Here is a 15982-nt window from a genome sequence, read left to right as displayed (position 1 = left end):
GGGGTGGTGTGCGCGGCCGGGTCAGGTGTTCGGGACGGGAGGGTCGTCCTGGGCAGTGGCGGCGCGGTGCGGGTTGTCGAGCTGTTGGATGAGTTCTTCGATCGCGTCGAGTTGTTCGCTGGTGAGCGCGGGTATCGCCACGACCCGGGTGGTGTTGAAGCCGCCTCCCACGTCTTGCCCGCAGTCGCGGCGTCCGTTCTCGGCTTCGGCGGCGGTATCGAAGGCGTGGAGGTAGTACTCGGTGCTCGTCCCGCCCTGCTGGATGTAGGCGAAACACGGTGTCGGATCGCGGTACCGTCGAGCCACGCGTTCAGGCGTCGGATCGGGTGCAGGATGTGATGGGCTCGATCGTGCAGGTCGCATTCGTCGTAGTCGCGTTCCTCGCCGATCTCCGCGTACGCCAACACCGCACGCAGATCTTCGAGCACCGTCGCGGCGAATACCGGGTCGGTATCGAGCGTCATCGAAACTCCTCCAGGTGACTGCGATCGGTTCGGATCGGGCGCAGAGCGGGGCTGGTCAGGTTTGTTGGCGCAGGGCCTGCACGAGCGCCCAGGCGGCGTCGGTGTCGGCGCGCGCCGCCGCCAGGCGTCGGAAGCCGCGCTGCTGGCGCACGTCGAGGGTCCCCAGCTCGGCGGCGATGTCCTGGCGGCGTAGATCGGCGCGGTAGTGGCGGTGATGGGCGGCGCGTTCGTCGGTCAGGAACTCGGCGGCGATCTCGATAACGATGTCGCACAACAACTCCCGCAAATCTGCATCGACGGTGTCGAGCGGGTGCCCGAGGTCGAGCACCAAGCGGCCGGGCTCACCCAGACACACCGCCGCCGCGGCCCCACGCCCCGGGTCACCGGGTGTGAACCGGGCCAGCACCCGCGGATTGCCCAACGGCTCACCGTGGGCGCGCAGACCGAAAAACCGCACGATCACCATCGACCGGCGCGCGGGGATCCCGTCGACCAGGACGGCGTGTTCGCCCATGTCGGTGAACACCGTCCCGGTCAACGGTGCCTCGTCGGTGCGGAACAGGGTGTAGGAAGCCCCGTATTCGGCAGTATTGGTATCGGTCGAGAGGCTGAAACCTGGTGTGGGCATGACGAATCCGAACTCCTATCGGTCGACGCGCGAAAAAGGTTGGGGGTGTGGTCAGCTGGCGCGGGCTGGCCGGTCCCACACCGGGGTCTCCACTGCGGCGTGTGGTCGGGTGCGGGCGCGGCGGCGACGGGCGAGGGCGCTGTCACCGAACTCGGTGGTGACGATCTCGGTCCGGGGCGGTCGCTGATGCCAGTACGGGTCGTGGAAGGCGGTATCGACACTGCATCCGGGTTCGAGGGTGATGCCGGTGCCGGAGGAGAAGCGCTTGTACTCGGCGTCGCCTTGCCCGTCGCGCATCGCCTGGCCCCCGCTGTACTTGAAGGGCGCTGAACTCTGCGGGACCAGGAAAACGCCGTGACGAGCAAGGTGGGAAGCCAAAGCGATCACGTGATATTCGAATTTGGATCCGAGGTATCCGGGGGCGTTGCCGGTGCGAGGACGGTTGCCGAAAGGCGGGTTGGCGATCGCGGTATCGAACAACCGCCACCGGTAGCGACCGATATCGAACACATCGGCGCAGACCCAGGTGGCCTCGGGAACCAGCTTCATCCCGACGGCCACGAATGCGGGATCAGCTTCCACACAGACGATTTCGCGCGCCGGTCGCCCGTTGGCCTGCTCTGAGAGGTTGCGGCAGGCGAAAGCCAGCGCGCCGATCCCGGCGCACAGGTCGATCACCCGGTTACCGACCACATCCAGCGACATACAGTCCGCCAGATCGGTCGGGGTGAAGAACGCGCCTTGCGCGGCGCGGGTCTGGCCGGTCGACTCCTGGTAGTGGGCCAGGACGAAGCGTTTCTCCTCCTCGTCCAGATCGCGGTGCAGACCGGCCAACCCGAGTGCTTCGCGATGCGCGTCGGCCTGCGCGCGAGTGAGTCTGCCCATGACGATCGACCTCCGAACACAGAAAGACGCCGCACCCCGGGCACAGGGGTTCGGCGAAAGGTGGATGGGATGTGGAAAATGGTTGGTGTCGTGCGGGTTTCAGGTGCGTGGGGTGTGCGGCGCGGGTTGTGCGGGTGCGCGCAGGATCTCGAATGCATGCAGCGCCCACCCTGGGGCGGCGCGCAGCAGGGGACTGTTCGTGACGGTCCCGGCATCGGTGATCTCGGCGCGCCGCCACTGGGTGGGGGAGCACACCATGACCTGTTGGACGGCGCCGATGCCGTGGCCGTAGGTGTAGGCGCGGTCCAACCGGATGACCGCCCCGACCGCGTCGCGGGCGCGTCGGCGGGCATCAGCCACAGCGCGGTGGTGCTGGAGCGCGTCGGTGCGCCACTGGCAGGCATGCGGATGTTCGGTGGGGGTGAGAGCTTCGAGTACGCGGCGGGTGACGCCGTGGTGCTGGACGGGTCCTTCGGTCTCGTGCAGGTGTTTGACGACGATCTCGGAGGTCCCGGCATGGTGGCTGCGCAGGTACAGCACCACGTGCGCCGACACCGTCACCGGCGTGGTGGTGTCGGTGATCGCGGCGTAGAGGGCATAGGACCAGCCGCCCCGGTGGCCGGTGCCCAACGCGGTGCGGCAGTGGGCCACGACCCGGTGCCTGTCGCGCAGTTGTTCGCGTAGGTTGTCCAGGACGAAGCGGTGGGTGTCGACCGAGGCCGACACCTGGTATCCGGTCGAACCCATGCTGGTCTCCTCCCGATGCGGGCGCCACGAGGGCGCGGATGGTCAACAGTTGTCCTTGCTCGGTGGCGTCGACGAGGTCGGTGACCGGTCGGCGTCGCTGCCGGAACCGTCGAGGACTGCCCGCCCTCCGCGGATCCGGGCGGGGTCGAGGTTGTGGGCGATACGCATCCCGGGCAACTCCGGTGAAGCGGCGGCAGCGGGCTGGTGGTTGGGCAGCGCCTCGAGCCAGTCGAGGACTCCCCGAAGATCGGCGTGGGCCACGACGGTGATGCCCTCGATGCCCTCGATCCCGTCGAGGTCGTCGGTGTTTTCGCCTGCGGCGATGAGGGCGTACCGGAATTCCAGGCGCGCTGCCGCCGCGATCATGGTCCTCAGTGTGTGGGGTGGGTGGCTGGGGCGCAGGCGGCCGTCGAGGCCGACCTCGGCGAGGAACACGACATGGTCGAGCAGCCCCCGCCACGGCGGGTCGAGGGCGAGTTGGTGCACGGTGACCGCGACCGCCAGATCGTGCGGTGGCCGGTGGCCGGAGCCTCCGAGTCGGTAGAGGCGATACGGGTCGTTCGGATATCCGGCGTCGCTGTTGATCAGACCCGCCCGGACCCGATTCCGGGGCTCGGGCGAGACCGGGTACGCGAGCACCGATTCGGCGACCGGGTCCGCCGCGGCGGTGAAACTCGCGGCGATCATGGCCAGTTCGGTGCCACCGGAGCCGGTGAGGGTCACCGTCCAGGCGAAGGTATCGATCACGGGAGTTCTCCGTTCAGTCGGGCCCGGGTTGTTGTCGCCGGGAACGGTGCGGCGAGTACGACACCGCAAACGGGTAGATGTCACGGGGCGAGGCGGGCTGCGGGTGAGGTGCTCGGCGCTGTTCATCGCGGAATCCGCTCTGCCGGTGCCTGGATCGGTGTGTGGGCTTCCGGGATGGGCTGATCGAGGTGCGCTGTGCCGAAGGCGGTGAGGGGGCGGCCGGAGCGCCAGTTGGTCCAGGCGTCGGCGATATTGGGTCGCGACCCGCCCGCGGCCACGAGCACGGCGTAGGCGTGGGCGAAATCGACCGCGTCACCGGACCCGACACCGGCCGCGTCACACCAGCCACGCACATACCCGAGAGCCTCGGCACACAGCCACCACGCCGTCCGGTTCCCCAACGCCGCGTCGTACTCCTCGAAACGCGGCACCCGCTCGACCGAGACCCGGGCGGGGGCCAGGTTCGCGGTCAGGTCACCGGCGACCCGCCACGCGACCCACGCCTCCGCCAAACCCGGCACGAGAACACCCTCACTGGTGAGGGATTCGGTGACACGCTCGGCGTAGGCGGACGCGAACGCTCGCGCGGTGGCGGCTTCGGGGGTGGACGGGTACTGGATGTGCAGCACACCCCAGACGAAGCCTTCGGCACGTGCGTGAGAGGTCTCGATCCGGGTGCGGATATCGGTGGCGGGCGGGTCGGTGGGCGCGGGTGTGGACATGGGGCGATGACTCCTTTGAAGGGAACGACAACACCGCAGCCGGTGTAGGGCGAGGTGGCGTATGGGCCGATCCGGCAGTGGATTTCGAGGCGCCCGCGCTGTGCCCTCGGCGGTCGTGGGCGTGTGGGGTGCGGTGTCGGGGGCGAGCGGTCCTATGGTGTGTCGGATCCGCGCAGGTGCAGGGCTTCGACGATGTCGTGGGTGCCGGGATGATCGGCGCCACGCAGGTCGGCGATAGTGACCGCGACCGCGAGGGTCCTCTCGGCGCCCCGGCGGGTGATCCGGCCCAATCCCAGCGCCGCCTCGAGCGGTGCTGCCTGCTCGCGCGACAACGGAAACTGTCGACGCATCAGCGGTGCGGGGACGCGGGCATTGCTGGTGTAGCCGTACTCGCGCCACCGCCGGACCGCCGCCGCACGTGCGGCGCTCACCCGTGTACGGACCTGCGCGCTGGATTCACGCGAGTCGTCTCCGAAGCCGCCACGGGTGTCGGGGTCCTCGCGCACGGTGATGTCGACCCGCTCGGCCAGCACACTGTGCAGACGTTCCCGGTGACGGCGTTTTGCCGCGGCCGGGCAAGCACACGCGGTGTCGCGTATTCCTGGGCACAGGCATTCGGCCGAGGTGAATACCGCGACGGTGTCGCAGGGCAGGCGCAGCAGACTGTCCCGGTTGGCGACGACGACCTCACCGTCGTCCAGCGCGACCCGTAACGCCTCGATGGTGCGGTCGTGCAGTTCGGGATAGGACTCCAGGTGCAGCACACCGAGATGAGCGCGGGCCAATGCGCCGGGACGTACCGTGGCGGCGCTGCCCGACAACGCACGAGCACTCGCGGAATGGTGGACCTCGACGTAGGGGCGTGCGCTGATCGGTGCGAGCGGCCCCTCGGGCAGGGTGCCGGTCAGCGACGCGATCACCTGGACCTGGAGTGATTCGGTCTCGGTGAGGCGCGGAAGTAGTCCGGGCAGGCGTCGGGCGAGTGCGCCGAGCCCGGCCGCTGGTGGCCCGATCAGGCGCAGGTGGTGTCCCCGGCCGCAGCCACCTCGAGGGCCCACCGCGCCCGGAAGTGACCACGGATGTCCCTGAGATCGACACCGGTGAATTCCGGCGGCACCGCGACAGCGACAGGACTGGACAGGGCGTCGTCGGCGCCGCTGAGCCAGGCCAACACCGCGGCGAGGTGATCGGCACCGAGAACAGTGATCCCCGATGTGAGAGCGGCCTCGGTCGAACTTTCGCGTGGCACGATCACGGTGGTGTGGCCGTGGTCGCGGGCGGCCAGGACCGCGGGCAGGATCCCGCGCACGGCCCGCAGTGTGCTGTCGGGGGCGAGTCGCCCGAGCAGTGCCACCCCGGCCAGCCGCGACGCGGAGATCGTGGCCGGGGTGGCGGCAGCGAGGACCGCTACCGCCACGGCGAGATCATCCATACCGTCGATGACGGAACCGACCGGCGGCGACATGGTGGGTGTGACCCGGGCCTGCGGCCAGTCCTGGCCACTGGCGGTGATCGCCGTGCGAACCCGGTCGAGACACGCGGGCACCTGGTCATCTAACTGACCGGTCACGGTGAGCGAGGGCAGTCCCGGGGTGACTTCGGCCGTCACCTCGCGTGGGTGCCCGGTGAGTCCGGCCACGATCACCGACCACGCCACCGCGCCCCTCACCGGCCACCCTCAACGCGCCGGTCGACGGGCAGGGGCCGACGGCGGGTCGAAACCGCCTGGCGGACAGGACTGGAAGCCATGATGGATCTCCGATCTCAAGGCGGGGGACAAGGGGGCGGGAAGCCGCAGCAGGGCAACGCGGGCAGGGGAATCGGTCCGATGGCAACCGAGCAGGTCGACGGCGCAGCCCAATTCATCGGATGCTGCGGTGTCGCAGCGGATTGCGTGACCCCTAGCGGGATCGCGGTAGTCGCCCGCTCGGGTGTCGACGGGTCAGGCGGCGGGCAGGTAGGTGCGGGCCTCGACCAGGGCACGGACCTGGTTGTGGACTTCTTCGGGCCAGCGCACCGGCCCGGTGATCGCGAACTCGGTCACGGGGAGTTCGACCGGGTCACCGTGCACACGCGCGGCCGGGCGGCGGCGTGCGCGTAGGCGCAGCACTCCCGGGGCGGTGATGGGTTCGGGTGGAGTGGCGAACCAGTACGGCGGGTGCGGCCATGTCGCGTCGTAGTCGATGCCGTCGAGGTGCCAGGACCAGCGCTCGGCCTGGAGACCGCGCTGGTAGTCGAGTTTGGTTTTGCCGGGTTTGCGTTTCGGGCGTGGCGGCAGGTTGGTGACGTTGGTGTCGAGGTCGGCGAAGATGTCGGGGAACCGTTGCCGGGCTTGGTCTTCGGTCATGATGGCGGTGACGTCGTGGAAGCGCACGGTGTCGTCGGTGGTGATCCACCGATGCCCGGTCATCTTCGCCGTGATGGTGTGCAGCATCAGCGGGGAGAGTGAAAAGTTGACCACCGAAACCGATTTCGGATTCACGCGCGTGATCTGCCGCCACGTCGACCCGTGAGCGCGCACGAAGTCCCCGACCGTGAAGTCCTCACGTCCCCAACCCGGGGTCTGCCCTTGGTCGATCTGGGATTGTCGGACCTGTTTCCAGTAGGCGATGTCCTTCTCGCGCTGGGTCATGCGGGCCAGCACCCGCTCCCGATGCTCACCGGTCGCGGCCCCGGTGGTCTGGGTCTGGTAGACCTCGCCGCGGCCGTCGAGGAAGCGGCGGGTGTGCCCGTCCAGGGTGCGTTGATCGCCGCGCTGCTCGGCTTCGAGGGTCTCGATCCGGTTGGCGACCGTGCGGGGGGAATTGCGCAGTTCGGTGGTGTGAGTAGCGGACTCGGCGCGATGGTGGGCGCGGGTGGCGTCGCGGTCGGCCTCGACCGAGCGACCGAACGCCTTCCACGCCTTGTCGATCGCGTTGCGGTGACCGCGTTCGGAATGATGCCCGACCTTGATGGGCTCTCCGAACGGGGGTAAACGGTCGTGGGCTCGCTGATGCGCGGCTTCCGCGGCGTCGGCTTTGGCGTCTTTGCGTGATGCCTTGTCCCGCAATGCCTCGACTCTATCGGCTTGGCGGCTCGCGCGGTCGGTCTCGGCGTCCTCGGTCGCGCGCGAGGACCGGTCGATGTCGACCTCGACGGTGTAACCGGCCTCCCGCAACTTCTTGGCGGCGTAGTCGATGTAGTACTGCTTGGGCTGACGATCACGCGAGGACACCACGTACCAGCCGTCCAGGCTGCGCCCCCACCGCCAATGCCCGACCGTCTCGCGCACCGCGGACATGACCTCGTAGGTGCCGTCACCGCGGTCGGTTCCGGTCAACAGGGTGCCTTCTTCGGCGGTGTGGGAGATCGTGAGCGGCGCGGACACGAGCACCACCTCCTTCCTGATAGTTGGTGACATGCGCATGCAGGCATGTTTTGGGTATGGGTGTGCGGCTGTTGTATTCGTGGATCCCGGCCTGTCAGTCGTGGCTGGGCGCGGGTGCGGGCAGTCGGTAGTCGTGGGGGCCCAGGCGAGTGAGTTCGTCGTAGGTGAAGTCGTCGACGGCCTCACCGATCCACCGGGTGACGGGGCCGGGCAGTGGCGCGTTGCCGTGCAGCCAGGCGTCGAAGATCTCGCTGAGGTCGAACAACCTGTCGGTCTTGCGGTCGAGCACACACAGTCGGGCGGGGTCACCGCAGCACACCCGCATCAGCGACAGCCCGGACGCGATCTCGATATCCCCGAACAGCCGACCGATGTGATCACCGGGCAGCTCCGCCAGGGGTCCGCAGCCGAGGCGGCCGGTGAACAGCCCGGGATCGAAGAACTCCCGCAGCCCGGTGACGAGTTCGTGTCGGCGTGCGGTGATGACCGCGAACACCACCTCGCTGAAGGTGTCACCGACGCTCGACTTCCGGATCGCGGCCCGCACGCGAGGCAGTTCGGCTCGGGTGAGAGTCCCGCCGACCAAGGCCAGCACATCCGCCACCGACACCACCACCGCGCCGGGCGCAGCGCCCACCGCTTGCGAGTCGGTCACCGACCCCACCGGCGGCAGGTCGGTCGGGTCAGGGTCCTCGTCGCAGCCGCCGACCTCGAGGTAGGCGCCAGCGAGCCGATCGTCCTCGCGGACCTCTACCAAGGTCAGCCCGCCCTCATCGATCCCGACATGCCCGGACACAGGTCCAGGCCGCAGGCCCATGTGCGTAATTCCGAAACGGGGATCATGGCAAGTCCTACTTTCACTGACGTCGGAGAGGAACTTTCGCGCCGCACCCCGGTCAGGGACGGCCGGTGACCAGGCACAACACGCTGTTGGCAACCCCGATGATGTGTTCGAGATGGAACCGCGCCCCCGTGCCAGTGGAAACCTCGGTGTCGGGGAACAGCAATTCGGTGAACCCGGTGGTCACGCCGAGTTCGCTATGGCTGCCCCTGTGGTTGCGCAGCATGAGAGTGAACCCGGGCAGGCCCGGGGGGTCGTTGGGATCGAGAAGTAGGTCCAGGCGCGGGTCCGCAGTAAAGGCATCGGCCTCGCGGGCGGCGTCGAAGAACACCACCAGGTCACTGGCGGACATACGGTCGTGACGGCCCGGTAGCAGGCCCTCGACGCGGTCGTGGTCGGCGGCGAGCCAGCGCGCGAAGGCGGGCTCATCGACAGCGAACGGGGCCGGATCGTGGTGGGCGATGACGATCGCCGTCTCGGGCGCACCACGCTCGGCGGTGTCGTCGGGGGCGTCGTCGGTGAGTAACTCGTGTGCTCGGGTCACCAGATCTTTCTGATACGCGCTGAGGATGTCGTGGGGGTCGCTGGTGGCGGCCCACAACTCCGCGGCTGTGCACACCAGCGCTTCGACCTCCTCGCTGGAGAACATGCGCGCGATCGGGAACACAGGCGAATTCCTTTCTCTGGAGAGGTAGTACTCCGTTCGACCGACTGGGAGGTATCGCAGACCGCACTCAGGAGGGGAGACACGGCGACGGTGCACGACGCCACGACGCCGTGCTCTTGTCTGGTGATGACGCCCGCGAGCTTGCCGAGATGCTGGGCTCGATCAGGGAATGGATCGAGTCCAGCGGCTCGACGATGGAGCGGTCGTTTATGCGTTTCGCGGCGACATCGGCGTCGATGTCGGCGTGCTGACCAAGCGGATGGGGACGTTCGAGTCCATGCTGGCCAGAGCTGCTGAAGGCGATCGGTCGCTGTTCTGATGTTGCACCTGGCCGCGCGTGGGATGAGCCGAATGTTGCTGGTCGTGTTCATGCCGCTCGCTGGTCCGGTTCGGGGAGATCGAACAGGGTGGAGTCGCAACTGCTGCATAGGTTGCCGGAGCGGGATTGAGTGCCCTGTCGGTGTCCCCATCGGTTGTAGGGGGGTCGGTGGCCCGCGGCGGCGACCGCGGCGGCGATGTCGTCGATCGCGGCGGCGGTCTCGGGGAACCAGTACCGGATCTCCTCCAGTTCACCGGGTTTGGCGAAGCAGCCGCAGAGGCACTCGGCGGACATGTGCAGGACCGCGGAGACCGGGTTCCGCGGAACGTCGGCGTGGATCTGGCGGTAGGTGTTGAGGTCGAGTTTGGTCCAGTTCGCCAGCGGTGAGACCCAGATGATCGAACCCCGGCGCTCGTGTAGCGCGATATCGGCGCGCCTGGCCGATTCCTGCCGCCGTCGCCCGGCGAGGAAGACGATTCGTTGCGTGCGGCTGTCGGTGACGAGCTTGCGTCGGGCCTGGCGCAACCCACGCTCTTTGAGACGCTGATACATTTTTAAATGCATTGCTGGACCGGGAAATCCGCGCTCGATGACCAACTGTCGATAGGTTTTCGGCGGGGATTCCTCCAGCAGTGGTAGACCCCAGGCGAGGCAGGTGTCACGCACGAACTGCCGGGTTTGCTCGACACCGATCGTGGTGTTGCAGTGGATCGCGTGTGTGGCACGGTCGCGGAACATGTGCGTCAGCGCGGTGGAGTCGTCGCCGCCGGAGAGCAACACGCAGGTCGCGGCGACCCGACGGCCGCCGAGGTGGGTGTGCAGGGCCGAGGCCAGAATCGTGTCGGCCTGTTCACGCAACGCGATGACACGTCGGATTCGGTCGGGTGCGCTCAGCCTCGCCACCTCATCGGCCGGTGTCGGCCGGTGTAGTCCGGGGAGGACTGGGTCGTGGCCGGGAAGCTCGAACAGGGATTGGTGCTCCCAACCGTGGGCAGGTGTGGTGGATGCGATGGTCATCGGGTCGGGCCTCTTGTCAGGCTGGATTGGACAGCGGTCAGGCAGATGAAGGCGCGGTCGGTGCCGATCTGCACGGGGTGGGTCGGCGGGTGGGCACGTCGGAGAGCTTTGTCGCCGATTGCAGGAGCACCTCGCGGACGCCGTCTGATGCCTCTCGCTCGTCGTCGGTGAGAACGAACTGTTCGAGCGTCTGGTCCACGTCGTCCTCGACGGTCGGCAGTTGACCCGCGCTGGATTGCTCGGGCAGGTAGAACGGGCAGGCGAGCTGATGCGGGCACTTGGCGAAGACGTCGTCGCTGCCTGGCACGCACGGTCGCAACCGCCCCCGACGCAGGGCGGTTCGGGATGGCGGACGTGTCAGTGGTTGAGGGTGCGGCGGGCGTGCAGGAGCACGGTGTCGGTGTTGGTGCCGGAAGTGGCGAATGCCTTGGCGGGCAGGGGTGTGTGTCCGCCGTGGGCGGTGATGAATTCTCGCATCGCATGGTGGTCGCGGTCGGCGCGGTAGGTGTAGCCCTCGGGCGCGAGAGCCAACAGCTGCCCACCGTCGTGGAGTAGGTTCCAGGCGGTGTGGAGGTGATCCATCCACACGGTCGGGTGTCCTGGTAAGGCGAAGGGTGGGTTCATCACCACCGCCGCGAATTTCTCGGTCGTTGTCGCGGCGTATTCCTCGAAGCTGGCGATCACGATGGTGACCCGCGGGTCGTAGTCGATGGCGGCGGCACGCGCGCGGTCAGGTTCGACGGCGGTGACCTCCACAGTCGGGTTGGTGGCCAGGATCGCCCGCACGAGCGCACCGTCACCGGCCGAGGGCTCGAGCACGCGCGCGCCGGGCGCCAGTGCCGCGATCCCGGAATGCTCGCCTGCGACGAGGTGGCGGGCCAGCGGCTCGGGGGTCGCGAAATACGCGTCGAGGACTTTCCTGTCGGTGTTGGGGGTCGCGCCGCGCGCCACGGCCGCGGCGATGGTCTCGGTGGGGTCGTCGGGGAAGATGTGGGCTCGTGCCCGGCGATTCCATCGTCCGCCCATGGACTCGATGACGCTGTTGATCTTGCGGTAGTCGGCCTGGCTGAGCTGCTCGGGCAGCACCAGGTTGTTGCCCTCGATTCGTGACCGGGCCAGGATCTCGCGAGCGAACTCGGGCACCGGCACCGACGTTCTCACAGCCATTGATGATCACCTTTCACACAGAACAGACACGGACAAGGACATGCACGCCCCGCGCGGAGGGGAATCCGACTGACGTCGCGCGGCACGGGCTGCCGAAAAGGCAGTGGTGGACACGAACTCCGGGCGTCGCGCCGACCTCGACCGGTCACCAGGACGGGTCGAGAACCAGTTCCACCCACTCATCGACGACGGCCAGACGGTAGCGGAGGCAGGAGGTATCGGTCGGGGTCGTGGTGATGTGCAGCCGGTAGCGGTCGGTCCAGGTGCGCAGTTCGTCCCCGGCGGCGGCGAGCCGGTGCCGCACATCGAGATCCAGTGATTCGAAGTGCTCGCCGTAGTCGGTGAGACTGCCGGTGTACAGGGCACCCGCGTAGCACCACACGTAGCGGCGCGGTTCACCGTGCTGAGAGGCGGCTTGAAGATGTCAGTGGGGTGGCCTGGTAATACGACATCAGGTGTCAGTGGTAGGCGACACCGGATGTCAGTAGCTGGTGGCGTCCAGTTCGGATGCTGACCGGCGGAAACGGGAGAGTTCCCGTTGGGCCTGCCCGGGGCTTTCGGTTTCAGGTGATCGTTCTTCGATAGATTTGCTGGGAACTACCTCAGGTGCGGCCGTCTCGGCGGGTACGAAGCCCAGTTGCTCGTAGAAGACTCGTGCGCCGCTGGCGGTTGCGCCCGGATGGTCGATTCCGAAGGTCAGCACCTCGATGTTTCCCGGACCTGTGTAAATCTGTGTGTCGCTTGTGTCATGAGCGCTGAGCAAACGTTTCTTTCCGTGCTCGGTTCCCCGGCGCACAGCACCTTTCCCGCGCGGATTCGCTGGCCTATCACGATGCATGCGCCCAACTGGATCCGGTGATCATCCTCGGGCGGGTGGCCGGTATCGATGCCCTGCACCCCGTTGCCGGGTGGGCCGGCTGGTGGTGCCGGTAGAGCGGTGCCGTGCCCTACCGCACCGCAACGGCCCAACAAGGCACTACTGTGCGGAAACGACAGCGGCACAGCGCGATGCTCTGCGGACCGGCGAGCCGGGGACCGTCGCCGACGCGGTGCTCATCCTGTGCGTGGGCTGGACCGGGTTCGGTGGTGCCGTCGAGACCTAGGGGCATCGACGGTTATGTCAATGGGAGGCGAGGGTTGTCCGACCCGCAGACAGGTCATGGTGCCGTGTTCGGGAGGCTGTGCGAGGCAGCTGTCCAGGTGTCGGGCGGGAACCATCGAAGGCAGGCAGATGCCGTCGGCAGTCCAGGCACCACTGTGTGGTGGGAATGGTTTGTAGTAGGTGAAGCGGGATCTCGGTGTGGCAGCGGCGGCAGCGCCCGTAGCGGCCTGTGGTGATGAGCGCGAAGGTTTCGTCGATATCGGCCAATGCTTGTCGTGCGGCCGCGGCCAATTTGAGGCTGACCTCGTGCCTGGCCCGGTCAGCCGCGTCGGCGGGGATGACTGCGCGGTCGATTTCGGCATCGAGTTCGGCCAGTTGCTGTACCCGGAAGCGGCGTTGTCGATCGAGTCTGGCTTGCAGCGCGGGTAAGTGGTCGGAGAGGCGTGCGTGTGAGGTGGGGTGTGCGAGGGGCATCTGGGTCTCCGGGCGGAAGGTTGGATTGTGGTTCGAGGTGCGGTCACGGATATGGCGTTCGTCCACGTTCGGCGGCGTGTACTCGAATCCGCCGACGTGGCGGTGTGCCGCTCACGCCGGAAGAGCGGATTCACTTGTTGTGTGTGGTGGAGTGGTGTCAGTGCACCGCTGCGGTTGCGGCGGCTGGTGTGGTCTCAGCGACCGGTGTGGTCACGATGGTCGCTGCCGGTGTGGTGGCGGTGGTCGCGGTGTGGATGCCGGGCACTGTGTGGGTCAGGGCGACGGCGATGCGCCGTTCGGATTCATCGGCGAATCGGCCGGAGATACTGGCGTGGCCTTCGTCGACGGTGACATGCCAGCGCCGCGCGCCGACGTATCGATCGAGGAGGTACTGTGCCTCGCCGGCGAGTGCATCGTCGGGGGTGAGCATGATCCGCAGCGCGTCGCCGCGGCTGAACATGCCGATCACACGGCCGTTGGTATCGACCACCGGCAGGCTACGTAGTCCGTGCGTCACCAGCCTGTTCATGACCTCGGCCAGTACCGCAGTGTCGGGGACCGAGACCGCGGGGGCGGTCATCATCGCGTCGACGGGGTCGTCGAGTTCGCCGGCCCGCAAGAGGTCACCGCTGGTGACTACCCCGACGAGCCGATCGTCACGGTCGAGAACGGGCAACGCCGCGTAGCCCAGTTCGGCGAGGGTCAATGCCGCCTCGCGCGCCGTGTTGTTGTATCGCACGGCGACGACCGGTCGTTGCATGAGCTCACACACCTGCATGTTCATCATTGCGTTCAACTCCGCTTCATTTGATTACCGGATCGGCTCCGAAGCCGGATACACACACCGGGCCGTCCCGGTGTTTCCGAGTGCTCGGTGGTCCGTTTCGTGCCGAATCAACGCAGCAGGCCGGAGTCGCATCGGGCAATACCCGGATTCCGCGGCATGATGGCCGACGGGGGTCGGTGGTCAGTCCGCTCGGCACTCACAGTTTCACTGCTCCTACCTGCGTTTTCTGCTCAACTCCATGATGGGGGTGCAGGTGCGGCGAGTGGTTGCGCTGATCCGACAATCGGGGTGTCGAGTTTTTTGGGGATAGCACAGCGCGGGTATGTCAGGCGTCGCCGGTGACGGCGAGTTCGATCATGGTGGCGAGTCGTTTGCGGGGGTCGTCCAGGCCGAGATCGGTCACTTCTGCCATTTTGCGCAACCGGTTCCGCACGGTGTTCTCGTGCACTCCCAGCTGCGCGCCCGCCGCTACCGGGTCGCCTTGGGCCTGCAACCACGCACACAGCGTCGTCACATACTGGGTGGAGTTCGCTTGGTCGTGGCGCCGTAACTGCGACACCGGCCCGCGTACGGGGGTGCGGCCGGACAGCCCGGCGGTGCGCAATCGTTGCAGCAGGATCTCGTCCCACGATTCGTCATAGGCGAGGGGCTCGGCATCTGCGGGATGGGCGGCGCACAGCGCCAGAGATTCGTCGGCTTCTCGGCGTGCCAACGCAAGTTCCGTGGCCTGGGCAACCCCGCTGATACCCGCCAGCACCGTCATCCGCGGGGGCAGTGCCGCCTGCCGCTCGGATATCCAGCGGCGTGCCGTCGCCGCCTGATCAGCGGGCAGCACGGTGTAGACGGTGTCGCCGACCAAGGCGCTGCGGCTCGACCGCGACCAGCCGAATCCGGTTGTTGCTCGTTCGAAGATCACCAGCAGCGAGGTGTGCTGTTCCTCGGCGATCCCGGCCCGCAGCGCGATCACCCGCAAACTCTGCGGCGCCAACCCCAGCCTGCCGGCCACCGTCGCCGCGTCCGCGGCGCCCTCCAGCAGGCGGATCACCGATTCGGATTCCACCTGACGTTCCAGGTCCGCGCTGGCCCGCGACCGTAACAGATGCAGAGCCACCGTGTGCGCACCCTCGATCAAGGCCTGGTGCCGAGCCCCGGCCAACGGCGCCGGGCACGACACCCACACCGAGCCCAGCAGTTGCCGGCCCACGCGCACCGCTACGACCATCCGCCCGGTCATTCCACGCTCTTCCTGAGCGGGAACGAACAGCGGTTCATCCGAGGCCGCCAGGTGCGTGAAGACACCGCCCGCGTCGAATACCGCACGCAACCACGGCGGCATCTGCCGACCCAGGATCGTTTCGACGCGTGCGGGGTCGAGGTGCTGCTGCGGCCGGGAGTAGGCCAGCACGCGAGACAGGCGGTCCTCGATCGTCACCGCGCCGTCGACCGCGGTGGAGAGGCTGTCGGCCAGAGCGAACAGATCGGTGGGGCCGCGACCGGCTTCGGTTTCGCGGCCTTCTTGGACCAGCCCGTAGACCACTGCGGCTACCTCGCTCCAGGCCACCGCAGGGTCGATCACCAGTACCGCTACCCCCTCGGTCGGCGGCTCGTCCCCGCTCTCCGCCCCCTCGCGGACGAGCGCGACAACAGCCCGCGCCGACACTGCCCAGCCCACCGCCTCCGATACCGAGCGTGCCCCGATACCCAGAAGCACATCGCCCACCTCGACGGGGCCCTGATCGGTCCCGTGGATCACCACGCTGCGTAGTTCCGTGGATCGGGGCACCGAATCCAACCGTAGGCGGACCCCGTAGCCACCCAGGATGTTCGCCAACCGGTCCAACGTCACCATGAGCCGCTCCGATATCGAACCGGTAATGCAGCGCTGTTCAGCGGTAGACGCGACGGGTAGAAGGAGGTGGCCGGAGCGCGCGGACCGCCCTCTGTCGGCCGGCGCATCGAGTTGGACACCAGCGCTAGCCGACGTCGGGGACATCGGAGACCCGGGCCGCTTCGACCGGAAGCAGTGTCCACCGCCACGTCGTCGGGGG

Annotated in this window: 21 protein-coding genes; 2 read left to right on the top strand and 19 right to left on the bottom strand. The window is 67.7% G+C overall.

The annotated features are described in order from the left end of the window. Nucleotides 1-21 precede the first annotated feature (21 nt). The 11 genes from JZ792_RS33005 to JZ792_RS32955 all read right to left on the bottom strand — a co-directional run bounded on the left by JZ792_RS33005 (nt 22) and on the right by JZ792_RS32955 (nt 9068). Nucleotides 22-306: a hypothetical protein gene (locus JZ792_RS33005; RefSeq protein ID WP_216916811.1), complete on the bottom strand. Its 285-nt coding sequence runs from the start codon at nt 304-306 to the stop codon at nt 22-24. Between the two features lie 213 nt (nt 307-519). Beyond that, a complete protein-coding gene (locus JZ792_RS33000) occupies nt 520-1092 on the bottom strand; it encodes a hypothetical protein (RefSeq protein ID WP_216916810.1) in 573 nt (190 codons plus the stop codon). Nucleotides 1093-1143: 51 nt separating this feature from the next. Then, a complete protein-coding gene (locus tag JZ792_RS32995; RefSeq protein ID WP_216916809.1) occupies nt 1144-1977 on the bottom strand; it encodes a class I SAM-dependent methyltransferase in 834 nt (277 codons plus the stop codon). A gap of 99 nt (nt 1978-2076) precedes the next feature. Next, nucleotides 2077-2724, bottom strand: a complete 648-nt coding sequence (locus JZ792_RS32990) for a hypothetical protein (protein WP_216916808.1) — start codon at nt 2722-2724, stop codon at nt 2077-2079. Between the two features lie 42 nt (nt 2725-2766). Next, entirely contained in the window at nt 2767-3471 is a 705-nt protein-coding gene (locus tag JZ792_RS32985) for a hypothetical protein (RefSeq protein ID WP_216916807.1), read from the bottom strand. 122 nt (nt 3472-3593) lie between these two features. Further along, nucleotides 3594-4193, bottom strand: coding sequence for a hypothetical protein (locus JZ792_RS32980; RefSeq protein WP_216916806.1), 600 nt, complete (start codon nt 4191-4193; stop codon nt 3594-3596). A 152-nt stretch (nt 4194-4345) separates the two neighbouring features. Further along, complete coding sequence (locus tag JZ792_RS32975) at nt 4346-5251, bottom strand: ATP-binding protein (RefSeq protein WP_216916805.1); 906 nt, start codon at nt 5249-5251, stop codon at nt 4346-4348. Continuing rightward, complete coding sequence (locus tag JZ792_RS32970; RefSeq protein ID WP_216916804.1) at nt 5206-5862, bottom strand: magnesium chelatase domain-containing protein; 657 nt, start codon at nt 5860-5862, stop codon at nt 5206-5208. Before JZ792_RS32970 ends, JZ792_RS32975 begins: the two co-directional genes overlap by 46 nt. A gap of 273 nt (nt 5863-6135) precedes the next feature. Further along, entirely contained in the window at nt 6136-7560 is a 1425-nt protein-coding gene (locus tag JZ792_RS32965; RefSeq protein WP_308165551.1) for a DUF3560 domain-containing protein, read from the bottom strand. Nucleotides 7561-7654: 94 nt separating this feature from the next. Next, a complete protein-coding gene (locus tag JZ792_RS32960) occupies nt 7655-8356 on the bottom strand; it encodes a hypothetical protein (protein ID WP_216916803.1) in 702 nt (233 codons plus the stop codon). 100 nt (nt 8357-8456) lie between these two features. After that, nucleotides 8457-9068: a hypothetical protein gene (locus tag JZ792_RS32955; protein ID WP_216916802.1), complete on the bottom strand. Its 612-nt coding sequence runs from the start codon at nt 9066-9068 to the stop codon at nt 8457-8459. A gap of 169 nt (nt 9069-9237) precedes the next feature. Between JZ792_RS32955 and JZ792_RS32950 the strand changes: the two genes are divergently transcribed. Beyond that, a complete protein-coding gene (locus JZ792_RS32950) occupies nt 9238-9387 on the top strand; it encodes a hypothetical protein (RefSeq protein ID WP_216916801.1) in 150 nt (49 codons plus the stop codon). 48 nt (nt 9388-9435) lie between these two features. Here JZ792_RS32950 and JZ792_RS32945 read toward each other — a convergent pair whose 3' ends face one another. The 6 genes from JZ792_RS32945 to JZ792_RS43305 all read right to left on the bottom strand — a co-directional run bounded on the left by JZ792_RS32945 (nt 9436) and on the right by JZ792_RS43305 (nt 12940). Beyond that, nucleotides 9436-10404 (bottom strand): phosphoadenosine phosphosulfate reductase family protein, encoded by a 969-nt coding sequence (locus JZ792_RS32945; protein ID WP_216916800.1) that lies wholly within the window; start codon nt 10402-10404, stop codon nt 9436-9438. 37 nt (nt 10405-10441) lie between these two features. After that, on the bottom strand, nt 10442-10711 hold the full coding sequence (locus tag JZ792_RS32940; protein WP_216916799.1) for a hypothetical protein: 270 nt from the start codon (nt 10709-10711) through the stop codon (nt 10442-10444). 50 nt (nt 10712-10761) lie between these two features. After that, a complete protein-coding gene (locus tag JZ792_RS32935) occupies nt 10762-11571 on the bottom strand; it encodes a class I SAM-dependent methyltransferase (RefSeq protein ID WP_216916798.1) in 810 nt (269 codons plus the stop codon). 145 nt (nt 11572-11716) lie between these two features. Beyond that, nucleotides 11717-11953: a hypothetical protein gene (locus tag JZ792_RS32930; RefSeq protein WP_216916797.1), complete on the bottom strand. Its 237-nt coding sequence runs from the start codon at nt 11951-11953 to the stop codon at nt 11717-11719. Nucleotides 11954-12052: 99 nt separating this feature from the next. Next, nucleotides 12053-12367, bottom strand: a complete 315-nt coding sequence (locus JZ792_RS32925) for a hypothetical protein (protein WP_216916796.1) — start codon at nt 12365-12367, stop codon at nt 12053-12055. Nucleotides 12368-12691: 324 nt separating this feature from the next. Next, nucleotides 12692-12940 (bottom strand): TraR/DksA C4-type zinc finger protein, encoded by a 249-nt coding sequence (locus JZ792_RS43305; RefSeq protein WP_357769890.1) that lies wholly within the window; start codon nt 12938-12940, stop codon nt 12692-12694. Between JZ792_RS43305 and JZ792_RS32920 the strand changes: the two genes are divergently transcribed. Next, complete coding sequence (locus JZ792_RS32920; RefSeq protein WP_216916795.1) at nt 12854-13102, top strand: hypothetical protein; 249 nt, start codon at nt 12854-12856, stop codon at nt 13100-13102. The two genes, JZ792_RS43305 and JZ792_RS32920, sit on opposite strands and share 87 nt — an antisense overlap. 202 nt (nt 13103-13304) lie before the next feature. On the opposite strand, the gene JZ792_RS32915 is transcribed toward JZ792_RS32920, so the two are convergent. Together JZ792_RS32915 and JZ792_RS32910 are read right to left on the bottom strand one after the other, a co-directional pair. Next, entirely contained in the window at nt 13305-13907 is a 603-nt protein-coding gene (locus tag JZ792_RS32915; protein ID WP_254190683.1) for a CBS domain-containing protein, read from the bottom strand. A gap of 352 nt (nt 13908-14259) precedes the next feature. Next, on the bottom strand, nt 14260-15783 hold the full coding sequence (locus JZ792_RS32910) for a PucR family transcriptional regulator (RefSeq protein WP_216916793.1): 1524 nt from the start codon (nt 15781-15783) through the stop codon (nt 14260-14262). Nucleotides 15784-15982: the final 199 nt, after the last annotated feature.

The organism is Nocardia noduli (assembly GCF_019038455.1).
GTDB lineage: Bacteria > Actinomycetota > Actinomycetes > Mycobacteriales > Mycobacteriaceae > Nocardia > Nocardia noduli.
Note: the sequence above shows the minus strand (reverse complement) of the source record. Positions and strands in the feature narration are given on the sequence as shown.

Bases quoted from the DNA above. Each gene is read 5' to 3' on its own strand.
- JZ792_RS32910 (WP_216916793.1), bottom strand. From the start codon at position 15,783: ATGGTGACGTTGGACCGGTTGGCGAACATCCTGGGTGGCTACGGGGTC.
- JZ792_RS32980 (WP_216916806.1), bottom strand. From the start codon at position 4,193: ATGTCCACACCCGCGCCCACCGACCCGCCCGCCACCGATATCCGCACC.
- JZ792_RS32995 (WP_216916809.1), bottom strand. From the start codon at position 1,977: ATGGGCAGACTCACTCGCGCGCAGGCCGACGCGCATCGCGAAGCACTC.
- JZ792_RS32945 (WP_216916800.1), bottom strand. From the start codon at position 10,404: ATGACCATCGCATCCACCACACCTGCCCACGGTTGGGAGCACCAATCC.
- JZ792_RS32990 (WP_216916808.1), bottom strand. From the start codon at position 2,724: ATGGGTTCGACCGGATACCAGGTGTCGGCCTCGGTCGACACCCACCGC.
- JZ792_RS32915 (WP_254190683.1), bottom strand. From the start codon at position 13,907: ATGCAACGACCGGTCGTCGCCGTGCGATACAACAACACGGCGCGCGAG.
- JZ792_RS33000 (WP_216916810.1), bottom strand. From the start codon at position 1,092: ATGCCCACACCAGGTTTCAGCCTCTCGACCGATACCAATACTGCCGAA.
- JZ792_RS32950 (WP_216916801.1), top strand. From the start codon at position 9,238: ATGGATCGAGTCCAGCGGCTCGACGATGGAGCGGTCGTTTATGCGTTT.
- JZ792_RS32935 (WP_216916798.1), bottom strand. From the start codon at position 11,571: ATGGCTGTGAGAACGTCGGTGCCGGTGCCCGAGTTCGCTCGCGAGATC.